Source organism: Acetobacterium sp. K1/6, assembly GCF_034438075.1.
GTDB lineage: Bacteria > Bacillota > Clostridia > Eubacteriales > Eubacteriaceae > Acetobacterium > Acetobacterium carbinolicum.
Genome location: NZ_JAXQGA010000006.1, coordinates 101,912 through 115,679, shown reverse-complemented (window position 1 = coordinate 115,679; position 13,768 = coordinate 101,912). Strand labels below are relative to the sequence as shown.

Below are 13,768 nucleotides of genomic sequence, written 5' to 3'. Positions count from 1 at the left end.
GTGTACAAAAAAAGAAGTTCCCTTTAAAAGGAACTCCCTAATTTCTACAAAAGGTGGAATGGCAGATCTTTTTCTCGCTTCGCCTTTTTTGCCTGTTCTTTTTGTGCTTGAGCTTTCTGTTTCTTTTTCGCAATTTCCGCGCGAACTTTACGTTCTTTTGAAATTGCACGTTCTGCTGCCTTTGCCGTCAATTCTTGAAGTTCTTTGGCTTTTTTTATAATTTCTTTACGAAGCCGCTCTTCTTGCTCAATTTTATTTTTAGCTTCATCTTCAACCGCTTTTTGACGGGCCCGTTCAATTCTTTTTGCCTCGTCTTGTTCAGCTTTTAATTTCGCTGCTTCTTCGGCCGCTTTTTTCGCTTTAATTTCAGCTCGTTTTTTTGCTTCCTGTTCTTTTCTAGCTATTTCTGCTACGCGCTTATCTTCAGCTACTTTTTTAAGTGCCGCTGCTTCATCCTGAGCTTTTTGATGGACTTTTTCAAGTAAATCCTTTGATTTTGCAGCTGCTGCTTTTGCTTTTACCTCAGCAGCAACTTTAGCTGCTGCTGCTTTTTTAGCCAGCTCCCTTGCTTTTGCCTCGGCCGCTTCCAATTCTGCCTTAATTTTTTCTTCGGCTTCCTGTTTTTCTTTTTCTTCCGCTACCGCCTTGGCTTTGGCTTCTGCTTCCTTTTTGGCTTTGGCTTCGGCTTCCTTTTTGGCTTTTGCTTCGGCTTCCGCCTTAGCTTCTGCCCTGGCTTTAGCTTCTGCCTCCTTCTTAGCTTTGGCTTCTGCCTCCGCCTTGGCTTTAGCTTCTGCTTCCTTCTTGGCTACGGCGTCTGCCTCTGCCTTAGCTTTGGCTTCTGCCTCCGCCTTGGCTTTGGCTTCTGCCTCCGCCTTAGCTTTGGCGTCTGCCGCCGCCTTGGCTTTGGCTTCTGCCTCCGCCTTAGCTTTGGCTTCTGCCTCCGCCTTGGCTTTAGCTTCTGCTTCCTTCTTGGCTTTGGCGTCTGCCTCCGCCTTGGCTTTGGCTTCTGCTGCAATTTTTATTTCATTCATTTCCGGGGGATTATTGTCACTCAAATCTTCGGCGCTTTCCTCTTTACCAGTGATCACTCTGCCAACTTTTTTTATAAAATCATCCAATTTTCCCACTTCTTCATTCCCCGCTTCACTTGAATTCGATGTATTCAAATTATTTTGAATCGCAGTCTCTTTTATTAATTGTGATTTAGGTTTACTTTTTCGAGCCATGACACTCTCCTTTTTAATGACATAGTGTGGTTCTATTTTTTATAAATGGCCTTGGAGCATTTATAAAAAATAGAAATCTAGTGTATAAAAAGACAAATGACCGAAGCCATTTGTCTTTTATACATTTCAGTTTTTATTCTTGTGCTAAAACAGGATTTTCGCAATATCCTTATGTGGTGAAGCGATAACTGAATAACTCGTAATGAGGTTTGATTCAGCCATCTCTGTCTGTGCTGTTTGAATAGCCATCTTAACAGAAGAAATTTCACCAGTGATTAATACAAAGCCTTTTCCACCCAAGCCTCTAGCAATTCGAATTTCAAGGAGTTCTACGTTTGATGCTTTCGCACAAATATCTCCGATCAAAATTGAAGAAATTGCATTAATCGTTTCAACAATACCTAGCGATTTCACATCACCGATTTCACCGGCGCCTAACATGGCCGGTAGAACATCGGGGTGAATATTCGGTATAACGTGAGATTCTAACATGTGGATACCACCCACATGTGCCCCATTCTTTATTGATGCTTCGACGGCTCCCACATCTCCAGCAATAATACTGACGTATTTTCCAGGACATAAAGGTGACGCCATCAGCAGCTCAACATTTGCGGATTTCAGCATTTCATCAGTGGATTCTATACCAACTGGAATGCTCTTAAATTCCATAAAACCAACTGCTTTTTTCAAAATACCACTTCTTTCTATACTGTGAATGTTTAATTTTTTTTAATTTTTACCAAATACTTCAACTAAAGATTAAACTAAGATTAATCCACCAATAATTACGGTATTGATAAGCTGTGTTATAAAGATTGTTACGGCTGGAGGGTCGATGTGGGTGTCGCAATGACTGTTAAGCGTTTTTGCTGCCCATTCGCCTACGAAAGCTGTAAACATACCTGTAATCGCGCCGCCGATAATTGCAGCAAAAGGATTTAAGGTAGCTGTGAACACTAATACTGCGGTTGTACCTGAAGGTAAAACAATATGATGCCATCCTTCAAAGTAAACACCACACATGATTAAGATCAGTGAGAATGCCGCAATTGCAAAACCAATAACGGGTGTCATTGAGAACAGATAAGCTGCTTCAGCAACGCCATCAACTAATCCTAGTGTTCCTAAGGCAGCAGCAACACCACCAATTAAGATACCGATACCAGCGCCATAAGTAAGTACAAAACCTAAACGGCTTCCGGTCGCAATCCATTCGCGTTTTTCTCCGGCTGGTGTTTTTCCCGTTAGACCAGTTTTACCAAATACTAAACGAACAATAATACCAGAAAGCATAACAGTGAAAGCAACGGTGTCAGTCCAGCCAGCAGCGCCTTCACCAAGAAGTCCACCAAAGACGACTGGTCCAATCACTGGTCCAACAATGTATTGGATCAGGAAACCAACCATACCGAAGATACCACCTACGATCAATACCATCGGATCACCAAATTTTACAAGTGGTGTTACGATATCTTGACCATTTTCAATGTGATTTCTGGTCATTGCAAACGCAGCACCTGCTACAGCACCACCGAAGGCAACATGAGGACCAAACCAGGAACCGAAACTAATAATACCAATTGCAGGAGCCCCAAATTCTCCACCCATGATTGCCGCTAAAACGGTTAAACCGGTGAAAACAAAGGCTGTGATCCCGCCCATAAATGTGGCTAATACGCCACCGCCAAATGCGGCGATTAACATTGTAAAGTCCATAATTATCCCCCTTAAAATATGATTTAGGACTCGATAGTGATTTTCTCACTATCCGCGGCTGAAATCCTACCGCTAATACTAGCAAAAATTTTTGAGCTCAGTTTTCCCTCAGGGATATCCCCGATGAGTTGTCCTCGTTCCACATGATCTCCAACGTTTACAACGGCCACTGCAGGAGCACCTATATGTTGTGACAATAATAGGTTGACTTTCGAAAACGTCTTCTCCGTTTTTACCATCGGGGCCGGAAGATCATACTTCGTCAGTCCCAATCGTGATACTAAACGGTAAACGTTAAACTGTTTGCCTTCTCTGAAGGGCACAGCTGCTGTTGGTTCATTGTGATGAGGATTTTTGATCCCTTTGCTTCCAAATTCTCGCTTGAGCATGGCATTGAACTTCCAAGGTTGTAGGTCCATTACGCATGCATATTGACATAAGCCACATTCACAGCATAGAAAAGCGTTTGTAGCTTGAGTGGACGTGTCGCAGGTTGAACCATAAGCAGCGATTCGCATCAGTTTATGGGGTTCCAGGTTATGACCCAACGCGTATCTTGGACATAGCTCCGTACAATAGTTACATTGCATACAAGCCATTCCTGCCATTTTCATGGTTTCCTTGATGGACTTTGTTTTAGAAATAATCAGCGAATGATCTTTTGCTAAGACAATCAGTCCTTTGGTTGTTTTTGTAATCGTTGACTCTAAATCGACAATTTTTCCCATCATTGGTCCGCCGTTAATTACGACAAAATCCGCGATGGTCGTTCCGCCAGCTAATTCCAAAGCTTCACGAACGGTGATACCCAAAGGTACCTTTGTTGTTAGTTTGTTCTTAACCTCACCTGTTAATGTCAAATATGTATCCATAACCGGTTTATTGTCTACCATTATATCATAAATGTTTATAAGTGTCTCCACATTTATCACTAATGTACCGACATTTAACGGAATTCCGGCTTCAGGAACAATTCGTCCGGTTGTTTCATAAACAAGAACCTGTTCATCCCCAGCCGGGTAAAAATTTTTCAACAAGTGCATTCTAATCTTCGGAAATGCAATTAATTCTTTGTTTATCGCTTCAATAGCAGGTGTATATTTCTTTTTGAGGCCAATAATGCCTTCCTTTGCTTGTGTTTGATCCATAACAGCCTGAAGAGCTGTTAACATTTTAACAGCCTCCAGTGCCATCAGTTGTTGATCAACGCGCAATAATGGTTCGCATTCTGCGCCGTTAACAACGACTGTGTCAACGGTGCAATTTAATTTGACCTGGGTTGGAAACCCTGCCCCGCCAGCACCAACGATGCCGGCGTTTTGTACCAATTCTACTAAATTTGCGCTCATGAACAACACCTCTATTATTTAATCGTAAATCCTCCTACTAATACACATCTTCTTTTACGAGTAAATGTCTTAGCAGATGTCAGGCCTTCACCAGTAGGGCCGGCAATGGTAAAGGTTGTATAACCTTCTCCGCCAACGCCGATACCAGCGTATGAAGGACCATTTTTAACAAAAATAGTGGTTTGCACTCTTTTTGCCATTTCAGTTAAGTTATTGATATTTGTTGAATGCATAATCGCGGTATGTCGGTTGCCATGCTCAAGGGTTACTGCCAAATCAATTCCTTCGGCAATATTTTTAACGCGAACAATTGGTAGGATTGGCATCATCAATTCTTCAACTGCAAAGATATGATCTTTAGCCGTTTCCATAATGATTACCCGAACCGAATCATCGACTTCAATCCCAATTCCTTTTAGAATCACTTTGGCACTTCTGCCCACATAATCGCGACTTAAACGACCACCGGGAATAACCAGTTCTTCTAATTCGGCAATTTTTTTGGCATCTTTCAGTTCGTAAGCACCATTTTTTTTCATGTTAAAAATCAGATAATCCGCCACCTGTTCAACAACAACCACTTCCTTCTCAGCGATACAAGGTAAGTTGTTGTCAAAACAACAGCCATCAATAATATCTTTTCCAGCTTTTTCAATATCAGCCGTTTCATCAACTAATGCTGGCGGATTTCCCGCTCCGGCACCAATTGCTTTTTTACCACTTTGCAAAACCGTTTTTACAACTCCCGGACCACCAGTTGCACAAAGCATGGTGATTTGGGGACTGCCAAACATTAAGTTCGCACTATCAATGGTTGGTTCAGCTGTTGTGACAATCAGATTTTCTGGTCCACCAGCTTCTAAAATTGCTTTGTTAAGCAGTTTAACTGTTAAAGCGCTGGTTTTTTTAGCACTGGGATGCGGAGCAAATACAACCGTATTTCCAGCCGCCAGCATGCCAATTGAGTTACAGATAACCGTTTCACTGGGATTGGTTGATGGCGAAACCGCACCGATCACACCAAAAGGTGATTGTTCAATCAGGGTTAAACCATCATCTCCGGTAAATGCATCTGCAACAAGATCTTCTACCCCAGGTGTTTTAACTGCGGCCAGTTCATGTTTTAAAAGCTTATGTTCGTAGTTGCCCATACCGGTTTCCTCAACCGCCATTTGACAAATCATTTCCATATTCTCTTTTTTTAGCATTTCAGCTCGCATCGCCGCAATCAACTTACTTCGAAACGCCATCGATTGTCTCATAAATGACTTTTGCGCTTCAAAAGCAGCGTCAATGGCATTTTCCATATTATTAAAAACACCAAGTTCGCCATCTTTTAAAGGCTTACCACCATCAACTGCACAATCAATTTCAGCCATTACTTTTTTTACAATATATTCTATACCTGTTGTATCAATATTCATACAAGGTACCTCCTGGATCGTGTTATTTTTTGTCTTATTTTAATGCGTCTAGTCCAGCTTGAGCAACAGTCATGTCTTCTGCAACACTGCCACCGCTCACTCCAATACCTCCGATGATCTTATCCCCTTCAAAAATAGGGAAACCACCGCCAAATACAACCATTCTACCTTTATCACAGGACGCGATTCCGAAAAGTTGTCCTGATTCTTTGGCAAGATCGGCTGCTTGATCAGTACCCATTTTAAGCGCAACGGCTGTATAAGCTTTGTTCGTTGCAATATCCATACTAGCGAGTAAAGAGTCTTCCATGCGGTTAAATAAAACCGTGTTGCCACTGGCATCACAAACTACAATCACCATTGGCACATCAATTTCGATTGCTTTTGCAGCCGCCGCTTCTGCCATTTTTTTTGCCATATCTAATAATTTTCCAGTCGTCGTCATTTTTTCTTCCTCCTGATTAATTAGTATTCTACAAAATAGCCAAAGCACTCTTGGCAATAATCATATCTTCGTCAACGCTTCCGCCACTGACACCAATTCCGCCAATCACTTCACCATTGTGTTTTAATGGATAACCCCCGCCAAAAACAACCATGCGACCATTATTTGTCCATTGCAGACCATATAGGGAGCCATTCTCTTTTACTACATCGGCAACCTTATCGGTGGACATTTTCAGTGCATTGGCCGTATATGCCTTGTTCACTGAAATATCAATGCTAACCATTAACGCATCTTCCATGCGTTCAAAGTAGGCCAGATTACCACCGCTGTCCACAACTGAAAAAACAATCGGCACATTGATTTCTTCTGCCTTAACTCGGGCTGCTGCCGCCATTTTTTTTGCTAACGTGAGTAATGAATAATCTTTATTACTTGCTCCACTGTTCACGCTATCCAAATCAGTCTGTTCTAACGCGTTTAGTTTTTCTTTTACCCGATCGACAATTTCTTTGACAAAACCATTAAACTCGACGGTACGGGCTAAAACAAACAAGGTATCTGAAAGCCGATTAACAAATTTCACCAATTCCGGACGACTTTCTTCATTTTCACGATTATATTTTACAATCAATCGTTCACCTCGTCGGACAACCGTTCGAGCAACGTGAAGTGCTGCTGATGCGGGACTGGCGCCAGGGATAATGAATGCTTTTTGGGGACCAATAATCGCGAGATATTGTTCCATTGTACATTCCATGTAATCCACATCGGCCTGAGAAATTCTGTCTGCAAGCATCGCCTTGCCTTTTTCATCGCTGGCAAGTTCTGCGCCTAAAACAAAGATTCGTTTTTGCAAATAGTGTAATATTTCTTTGATATCATTATCTTCACAAAGTGAATAGGCTAAACCAATAGTCGAATTTGCTTCGTCCATGGTTCCATATGCATCGACACGGATATTATCCTTCGGTGTTCGACTGGATCCAAAAAGACCGGTCTCACCTTTGTCCCCGCCTCGGGTATACACATTTGGCATCTCTTCACCCCGCTAAACAATCTGAATTTCATCAACAATGCCAACAATGGTCATATCAAGCGGAGCCATCTTGTCACCATATACATAACGGGCATTACTTCCCGATGTCACGATCACTGTTTCGCCAATACCTGCACCCACTGAATCAACGGCAATTGCTGTAGAAGAACTTGAATATTTTTCAAATTCACCATATTCGTCAATTTTTTTTATTATCAATAGTTTACACCCCACAAGATTTGGATCTTTTTGGGTTGATACTACGTTTCCGACTACTTTTGCTAACTGCATATATTCACCACCCTTACTTAAATCCTGATAATCTGGAGCCCAAATTCCTTTGCGGCATCCGCAGCATACCCCGTTATAATTGACCCCGATGGTATTTTAATCACATCCGATTCCCTGGCTTTTAAAATATCGACCCGTGAAATGACATTTTTATCAATCACGCATTCGCTACTCTTGCCCAGCAAGATCTGATTAACCACCGTTTCTTTGCTAACAGGCCGCGCTGTCTTTTCAACGATTAAATCATTTGCTTCTGTGGGGGTTCCACCAACACAAGTCGCATACAAGTCTTTACCACTTACTAATTTCATTCCAAAATCCCGCAGTGTTTTGATGTTATTATTCAACATTTCGCGGTATTTTGGAGACGATTTTCCCATTCCGAGAGTTGCTCTCTGGGGATCATCCGGATCGCACGCATTGATCGCTGCAACGACCGGTGTTCCAGCCATAAATCCGTGATTTACAAGGGATAAAAGCACCGTATCGGTTATTCCCACAGCCAGTTTGGCTGCTGTATTCACGCTCATGGTAGCCATTACAAATAGATCTGCCGATCCGTAAAGCTCTTTTTGGCTTTTGATGTTCCCACTGTGATAAATCACATCAAGACTTAATTCTTTTTGAATAGCTAAAGGGTCTAACACCTTCATACCATCATCAGAAAGAACAACTTTTAATTGCCAACCATCTTTTTGTAATTTCAACAGTGAATCCATCGACTCGTCAAAACCAATCGTAGCTCCCGTAAAGAAAACAACTGCTTTTTTGGGTTGATTTTTTATTCGCCTGACAACCTCGTCAACAATTTTTTGAATAAGTATATCCAACAAACCGCTTTCGAGCATTTTCTCCATGTCCAAATTCTATCACCACATTTCTTACCTTTGACAATTAAAGGCGATCCCTAAGGGTGTTACCAATAATGGTTCTACTGGTTTAATGGTTTTGATACCTGTTTCATCTTCAAATATTTTTTCAAAATTATCAAAAACACAAGCCCCACCAACCACATAAATAACATCTACATCATACCCGACCACAAATCGATTGACGATCGACGCCATCTTTTGAACAACGGGTTTAATAATTGGAAATATTTTGTTTTGTGATTCGTTCTTTTTTAGTTCCTCTGCCTCTTCAAAGCTGATGTGATGAAAACCTGCCAGTACCAGACTCATATGTGTTCCTCCGGTCGCTTCATCGGCTGTGAAAATAACTTCACCATCTTTGAGAATACTGATTCCCGTGGTTCCGCCACCAACATCCACTACCGCTCCATTTTGGATACCAAGAACGGTGGCTGCTGCGGTTGGTTCATCAACGACATTTGTAACCACAAAATCGGCTGAATCGACCACGTTGGAGATAATTTTAGTATTCCCGGCCAAGATACCAGGAGGAATGGCTGTGGCTGCTTTGGCATATGTTAAGTCAATGCCTAAAATTGCTTCAACCTCACCTTTAAGTTTTCGTACAATTTGACTCGCTCCGAGATAGTCAACGACAATACCGTCGCGAACCACTGACGCGCCTTGAGTCGCTCCGGCAATGGGACGATTGTTCTCATCAACCACTGCGATGACAATATTTGCAGTACCGAGATCGACACCAACTTTTAATTCGCCCGTGTAGGCATTGGCTTTTTTCCCCCGAATTAATTCTGCAAATTCCAATATTGCGTCGTTACCAGATTTCCAATCCATTATTTCACCTGTTTGGGATTATTTTTAAATAATCATTGTTACTTAGTCCTGCTGCGTTTGCTTCATCGGTATCTAAATGCATTTCGTAATCAAATTTATCGGATACTCGGGCCAACACATTACAGAAAACAGTTTTCCGAATTCCGCTTGTTTCAACGCAAACCCAGTCTTTATCCTTAATGCCAAGTTTTTTAGCGACCTCAGTCGGCATATGAATGTGCCTTAGTGCAACAATCACGCCGTGACTAAGGGTAACCGAACCGCATGGTCCTTCAAGTGTAATTCCCGGTGTCCCTTCAAGTTTCCCTGACTCACAAACTGGAGCTTTAATGCCTAAGGTTCTGGCATCCGTTAAAGATACTTCAATTTGACTTTCCGGTCTGGCAGGTCCTAAAATACGAACCGTGTCAAAGCTGCCCTTCGGCCCTATTACCTTAACGGTCTCTTTTGCGGCATATTGTCCGGGCTGTTTTAAGTCTTTCATATTGGTCAGTTCATAACCTTTGCCAAAAAGTGTTTCAATATCTTCCTGGGAAAGATGAATGTGTTTGTTAGAAATTCCTAAAACAACACGATTCGGAGTGTCTTTTTCTTCCATCAATTTCTTAACCGTATTGATTACGATTTGTTCAATGACTTTTTTTTCATCTGCATTCATAGTTAACACCTTTTCTTCAAAAGATCATTTTTGTCTGAATCATTCAACAGATTTAAGTGATTATTCTTCTGTATTTTCTTCTGCTGTTTCTTCATTTTCTTCTGCTGTTTCTACATTTTCTTCTGCTGTTTCTACATTTTCTTCTATAGTGACGGCTTTCGTGACAACTTCAGCTTCTGGTTCGACTGGTGGTGTAAACCCGACTGTTTGGTTATTGTAAATTAATTTCTCAATTCCTTCACTGGGTCTGGCGATCACTTTGGTTGCCCAAACGCCCCGACCTTTAGCACAAGCAGCCGTAGCCGCATCAACTGCCGCTTTAACAGCACCGATATCGCCCGCTACTTTAATGGTCGACATCCCGTCGCCCTTACACGCTTCGTAACCAATCAGTCTTACATTTGCTGACTTGACTGCCGCATCGGCCGCTTCAATCGCTGTGGCCAACCCAATAGCTTCTATTAGGCCAACGGCCTCTCTTCTATTCAAATTAACCCCTCCTTACGACAGTTCCGTATTATCAAGATTCTTAAAGGGCATTCTTTTCACCAGCCTGGCAGCGTTGCTTCCGATTGCTCGTAGCGTTGCCTCATCGCTGTAAGCTGGAATTTTAAAAATTGGATGATCCTCTTTTAATTTTATATAATGGAGTACCACTTCATTTTCCGTAATTCCAATTCCCACGCCAAGGTGGGATAGTTCCGCGCCTCGAAAAGCGAGTTCCACCGGATTGGTTTCTTCCAGTTCTTCGATAGAAAACGGAATGCCTTCTTCTTCGATTCCGTGTAATACTTCATCAACAACCTTTTGATACGTTATATTTTTGCCATGGACAACTTTTATTTCTGGTTTTGGAGCATCAAAATCCATTCGCATCTTTATTCACCCTCTTCGTAAGCAAGTACGAGACCAGTGGCTACTGCGTTACGTGGACCCTCAACCCCTCTAATATTGGCCCGTCCTGAAACAATGCTGTACTTGGATAAGGCGTCCGTTACTAATTGCGGAATCTCAAAATCGAGGGCTGATCCGCCAACTAAGGTAACAAATTCAATATCCCGACAGTTTCCGGTCGGGCTGACACGTTCTAATGAACGAATCGCATTTACAACAAATACTTTTGTTTTCGCTTCTCGACGTATTGCTCGAATACGTTCTAGTGAATAATTACCCGGCATGGGTATCATTCCATTTGGTGTCAAAATGACAACCCGTGCAAAAGTTCTGGGATCAAGTGGCTTGTCAAAAAATTGAACGGTTCCATCTTCATGACGAATATGGAATAAACTTTCAACCTTAGCTAACGGATATTTTTTAATATCTTCCGCCAGAGCCATGTTGTCATATCCTAATTCAGATGCGATGAGCAGGGTGACCATGTTTCCGGCACCTGCTAAATGGATGGACTTAATTTCACCTGCCCTGTTAATAATCGCTGCGTCTGTCGATCCTGCGCCCATATCGATAATCGCTAAAGGCTTATTACTACCAGGTGTTGTTAACGCACCACGGATCGCCATATCGGCTTCAACTCCGCCCACTTCAACTTTTACACCCAGTTCAGCTTCCAATTCATGGGCAATCATATTCATCTGCAATTTATCAGCCTTAACCATGGCGGCAATACCAACGGCATTCTCCATGGAAAATTCTTCCGCAATCCCACCTTTGACTGTTTGAGGAACGAAAGTATCGACGGCTAATAAATCTTGAATTTTAATTGCACTTGGCAGTTGATCTGTCAGGTTTGACATGACCTGTCTCACCTTTTCAAGCATTCCACCGGCATTGGTGCCAGCTTCTCCTTTAATATCTTCTACCGGAGCTACAGAACGTATTGCTTCCATAATTTTTTCAGCACCATCATCCACATTAACCTGAGCTTTTTTGTTTGTGCCCTGAATAATGATTTGGCCAGCCGGGATTTTTCTTTCTTTGACATCCCCTGCCGGCGTTTTGATAACAACTGCTGAACGATTTCCGATGAGGGCTCGTGAAACAGGCACAACCTGTTTTGTCTCGTCGGATGTTAAATCAAATACGGTTGCAATACCGTATGGGTTTGATAGCTGTTCAACTACCGAACCTGGTGCGGCAACCTCAATGGCAGCACGCATGTTTCTTGGCACCTTATCAATCAGCGAAACTTCATCAACAATCGGAATTTTTTTGACAAGTCGGTTATTAATTAAAACGCCATCATCACGTTGGACAATGGCACCATTAATAAATATGCCGTTATTAACAGCATGGTTAATAATTCGAGAGGAATCATCAAAATCCACTTCTCTTGGGATAACAACGATAACTGACTCGCCTTTATCACAATCATTAACTTCTCTTATGTCTACGGTCACACCCACACCGATCCCCAATCCCCCTGGTGTCGAGGGATTGTGACCGATCATGGTTGATTCCGTAATAATTGTTTCTGTAATTGTTTCCATCGCTACATCCCCAATAACGGGAGCAGCTTCATTGATCCGGATTAAATCAACATTTTCTACGGTTAAACCAGCTTTTTCAAGGGCTTGTTTGAGAGAGGCGAAAACTCCATGAATATTTTGACGGGTTCCCTTCATCCCAGTGGTATCAACAATACCGCTACAAAGAAATTCAGGCTTTCCATCGACATATCGGGCAAGAGCTGTTTCAGTACTTGCGTTTCCAATATCTATTCCTGCAATAATCATATGTTAGTCCTCCCAACACTTCCTATTTATGCTAATTCTATAAGAATTCTTTTGATCGTTTTCGGTTATAGTATACTTCAGCAGCTTCAGCTACTAAAGAAGCGGAAATTGGAGCATTGAACTGGTTTTTAAGTTCAGCAGCAATCGCCAGTAATTCGTCTTTAGTCGATTTGTATGGACGCAGGGCATTGTAGATTTCTAATAAACGAGCATCTGGAACAGCAATTAGTTCAGCCGCTCTTCTTAGATTTCTGGCAAATGCATCACGTTTTACAGATTCAGCAACCTGAGCTTGAAGTTCAAGGGTTTCTGGTCTGATTCGTAAATCTTCTGGTGTTAATTCCCCAGCTAATAATTTATCTAAGGTTAATTCTTTGTAAGCTTTACCAGTAGCGGATTTAATCAACTCTGGTCTTTTATCACCGATAGGGTAATCAGCTTTTGAAACAGTTCCGCAAGATTCTGTAGCAGGAGCTGCAGCGGTACTCATAGAACTCATAACTTGTTTAACGATTTGTTCCAACATTTGTTCTTGTGTCATTCTGGTCACCTCCACTTATACAAACGAAACTTGTTGTTCGACGGCTTTTTTACCGGCTTCAACATGTTCAGTTTCTTTAATATGTAATAGGGCTGCTTTCGCCTGGTAAGCTGGACGAGCCATCTGGTCGTTTCTTACCGGAACGGGTGCTGGGCTTTCGCCTTTAGCATATTTAGCAGCATTTTTCCCAATCATTCGATATGTTTCTAAGTCGATCAATGGCGCTTGAGAAAATAATTCTAAGTTACTTAACTGTGGTAAATCTTTTTGGTGAATTAAGGAAGTACCTTTTGACTGTAAGCCAATGCCGATACCTGATCCAGAAAGCTTAGCAGCGGTATGACCGCACACAGCAACGTCAGAACTTCGGTAAATTTTGATAACTCGGGCTTTTAAGCCTTCTTCTTCAATCCCAGCGATAATTTCTTTAAGAACCTTATCGTGTGGAATACCAGTGATGGTAACTGTTTGAGCCTCCGCAAAAGCAGGAGCTAAACCGATTAGTACTTCATCACTTGCCATTCCTTGTTTCGCTTCTCCGACTGGAGACAGTTTAACAGCGCCGGCAGCAGTAGCTGCTGGTGCAGAAGCTGGTGCAGAAGCTGGCGCAGCGCCAGTCATTTCTTTTAAGACATCTTCAATAATGCTTTTTAACATTTGTTCGTTTATAGCCATTT

The 13,768-nt window shown here is 42.0% G+C and carries 16 protein-coding genes; all 16 read right to left on the bottom strand.

What is annotated here, in order from left to right:
- Positions 1 to 44: 44 nt before the first annotated feature.
- Positions 45 to 1,226: a hypothetical protein gene (locus U2P91_RS07220; RefSeq protein ID WP_322519320.1), complete on the bottom strand. Its 1,182-nt coding sequence runs from the start codon at positions 1,224 to 1,226 to the stop codon at positions 45 to 47.
- Positions 1,227 to 1,370: 144 nt separating this feature from the next.
- Positions 1,371 to 1,919 carry a BMC domain-containing protein gene (locus U2P91_RS07215; RefSeq protein WP_026396043.1) on the bottom strand — a complete coding sequence of 183 codons (549 nt, stop codon included), beginning with the start codon at positions 1,917 to 1,919 and terminating at the stop codon, positions 1,371 to 1,373.
- 69 nt (positions 1,920 to 1,988) lie between these two features.
- On the bottom strand, positions 1,989 to 2,945 hold the full coding sequence (locus U2P91_RS07210) for a hypothetical protein (RefSeq protein ID WP_111887712.1): 957 nt from the start codon (positions 2,943 to 2,945) through the stop codon (positions 1,989 to 1,991).
- Between the two features lie 23 nt (positions 2,946 to 2,968).
- Entirely contained in the window at positions 2,969 to 4,294 is a 1,326-nt protein-coding gene (locus U2P91_RS07205) for a 4Fe-4S dicluster domain-containing protein (RefSeq protein WP_322519319.1), read from the bottom strand.
- Between the two features lie 14 nt (positions 4,295 to 4,308).
- Positions 4,309 to 5,718 carry an aldehyde dehydrogenase family protein gene (locus U2P91_RS07200; protein WP_111887714.1) on the bottom strand — a complete coding sequence of 470 codons (1,410 nt, stop codon included), beginning with the start codon at positions 5,716 to 5,718 and terminating at the stop codon, positions 4,309 to 4,311.
- A gap of 34 nt (positions 5,719 to 5,752) precedes the next feature.
- Positions 5,753 to 6,163: a GlcG/HbpS family heme-binding protein gene (locus tag U2P91_RS07195; protein ID WP_111887715.1), complete on the bottom strand. Its 411-nt coding sequence runs from the start codon at positions 6,161 to 6,163 to the stop codon at positions 5,753 to 5,755.
- A 28-nt stretch (positions 6,164 to 6,191) separates the two neighbouring features.
- Positions 6,192 to 7,202: a cob(I)yrinic acid a,c-diamide adenosyltransferase gene (locus U2P91_RS07190; protein ID WP_111887716.1), complete on the bottom strand. Its 1,011-nt coding sequence runs from the start codon at positions 7,200 to 7,202 to the stop codon at positions 6,192 to 6,194.
- Between the two features lie 12 nt (positions 7,203 to 7,214).
- Complete coding sequence (locus U2P91_RS07185; RefSeq protein ID WP_014356937.1) at positions 7,215 to 7,493, bottom strand: EutN/CcmL family microcompartment protein; 279 nt, start codon at positions 7,491 to 7,493, stop codon at positions 7,215 to 7,217.
- Between the two features lie 17 nt (positions 7,494 to 7,510).
- Positions 7,511 to 8,350, bottom strand: a complete 840-nt coding sequence (locus tag U2P91_RS07180; protein ID WP_242988669.1) for a flavoprotein — start codon at positions 8,348 to 8,350, stop codon at positions 7,511 to 7,513.
- Positions 8,351 to 8,374: 24 nt separating this feature from the next.
- On the bottom strand, positions 8,375 to 9,199 hold the full coding sequence (gene eutJ, locus U2P91_RS07175; protein WP_111887718.1) for an ethanolamine utilization protein EutJ: 825 nt from the start codon (positions 9,197 to 9,199) through the stop codon (positions 8,375 to 8,377).
- 4 nt (positions 9,200 to 9,203) lie between these two features.
- A complete protein-coding gene (pduL, locus tag U2P91_RS07170; protein WP_111887719.1) occupies positions 9,204 to 9,857 on the bottom strand; it encodes a phosphate propanoyltransferase in 654 nt (217 codons plus the stop codon).
- Positions 9,858 to 9,917: 60 nt separating this feature from the next.
- Positions 9,918 to 10,346 (bottom strand): BMC domain-containing protein, encoded by a 429-nt coding sequence (locus U2P91_RS07165; RefSeq protein ID WP_322519318.1) that lies wholly within the window; start codon positions 10,344 to 10,346, stop codon positions 9,918 to 9,920.
- Positions 10,347 to 10,358: 12 nt separating this feature from the next.
- On the bottom strand, positions 10,359 to 10,733 hold the full coding sequence (locus U2P91_RS07160) for a glycerol dehydratase reactivase beta/small subunit family protein (protein WP_111887721.1): 375 nt from the start codon (positions 10,731 to 10,733) through the stop codon (positions 10,359 to 10,361).
- 2 nt (positions 10,734 to 10,735) lie between these two features.
- A complete protein-coding gene (locus U2P91_RS07155; protein WP_111887722.1) occupies positions 10,736 to 12,550 on the bottom strand; it encodes a diol dehydratase reactivase subunit alpha in 1,815 nt (604 codons plus the stop codon).
- 37 nt (positions 12,551 to 12,587) lie between these two features.
- Entirely contained in the window at positions 12,588 to 13,091 is a 504-nt protein-coding gene (locus U2P91_RS07150; protein ID WP_322519317.1) for a diol dehydratase small subunit, read from the bottom strand.
- A 15-nt stretch (positions 13,092 to 13,106) separates the two neighbouring features.
- A complete protein-coding gene (locus tag U2P91_RS07145; protein WP_322519316.1) occupies positions 13,107 to 13,766 on the bottom strand; it encodes a propanediol/glycerol family dehydratase medium subunit in 660 nt (219 codons plus the stop codon).
- Positions 13,767 to 13,768 lie beyond the last annotated feature (2 nt).

What these genes read in the sequence shown, in the direction of transcription:
- U2P91_RS07205 (WP_322519319.1), bottom strand. Translation starts at nt 4,294, where the DNA reads ATGAGCGCAAATTTAGTAGAATTGGTACAAAACGCCGGCATCGTTGGT.
- eutJ (WP_111887718.1), bottom strand. Translation starts at nt 9,199, where the DNA reads ATGGATTGGAAATCTGGTAACGACGCAATATTGGAATTTGCAGAATTA.
- U2P91_RS07185 (WP_014356937.1), bottom strand. Translation starts at nt 7,493, where the DNA reads ATGCAGTTAGCAAAAGTAGTCGGAAACGTAGTATCAACCCAAAAAGAT.
- U2P91_RS07160 (WP_111887721.1), bottom strand. Translation starts at nt 10,733, where the DNA reads ATGCGAATGGATTTTGATGCTCCAAAACCAGAAATAAAAGTTGTCCAT.
- U2P91_RS07190 (WP_111887716.1), bottom strand. Translation starts at nt 7,202, where the DNA reads ATGCCAAATGTGTATACCCGAGGCGGGGACAAAGGTGAGACCGGTCTT.
- U2P91_RS07155 (WP_111887722.1), bottom strand. Translation starts at nt 12,550, where the DNA reads ATGATTATTGCAGGAATAGATATTGGAAACGCAAGTACTGAAACAGCT.
- U2P91_RS07220 (WP_322519320.1), bottom strand. Translation starts at nt 1,226, where the DNA reads ATGGCTCGAAAAAGTAAACCTAAATCACAATTAATAAAAGAGACTGCG.
- U2P91_RS07210 (WP_111887712.1), bottom strand. Translation starts at nt 2,945, where the DNA reads ATGGACTTTACAATGTTAATCGCCGCATTTGGCGGTGGCGTATTAGCC.
- U2P91_RS07145 (WP_322519316.1), bottom strand. Translation starts at nt 13,766, where the DNA reads ATGGCTATAAACGAACAAATGTTAAAAAGCATTATTGAAGATGTCTTA.
- U2P91_RS07200 (WP_111887714.1), bottom strand. Translation starts at nt 5,718, where the DNA reads ATGAATATTGATACAACAGGTATAGAATATATTGTAAAAAAAGTAATG.
- U2P91_RS07195 (WP_111887715.1), bottom strand. Translation starts at nt 6,163, where the DNA reads ATGACGACGACTGGAAAATTATTAGATATGGCAAAAAAAATGGCAGAA.
- U2P91_RS07150 (WP_322519317.1), bottom strand. Translation starts at nt 13,091, where the DNA reads ATGACACAAGAACAAATGTTGGAACAAATCGTTAAACAAGTTATGAGT.
- U2P91_RS07180 (WP_242988669.1), bottom strand. Translation starts at nt 8,350, where the DNA reads ATGGAGAAAATGCTCGAAAGCGGTTTGTTGGATATACTTATTCAAAAA.
- pduL (WP_111887719.1), bottom strand. Translation starts at nt 9,857, where the DNA reads ATGAATGCAGATGAAAAAAAAGTCATTGAACAAATCGTAATCAATACG.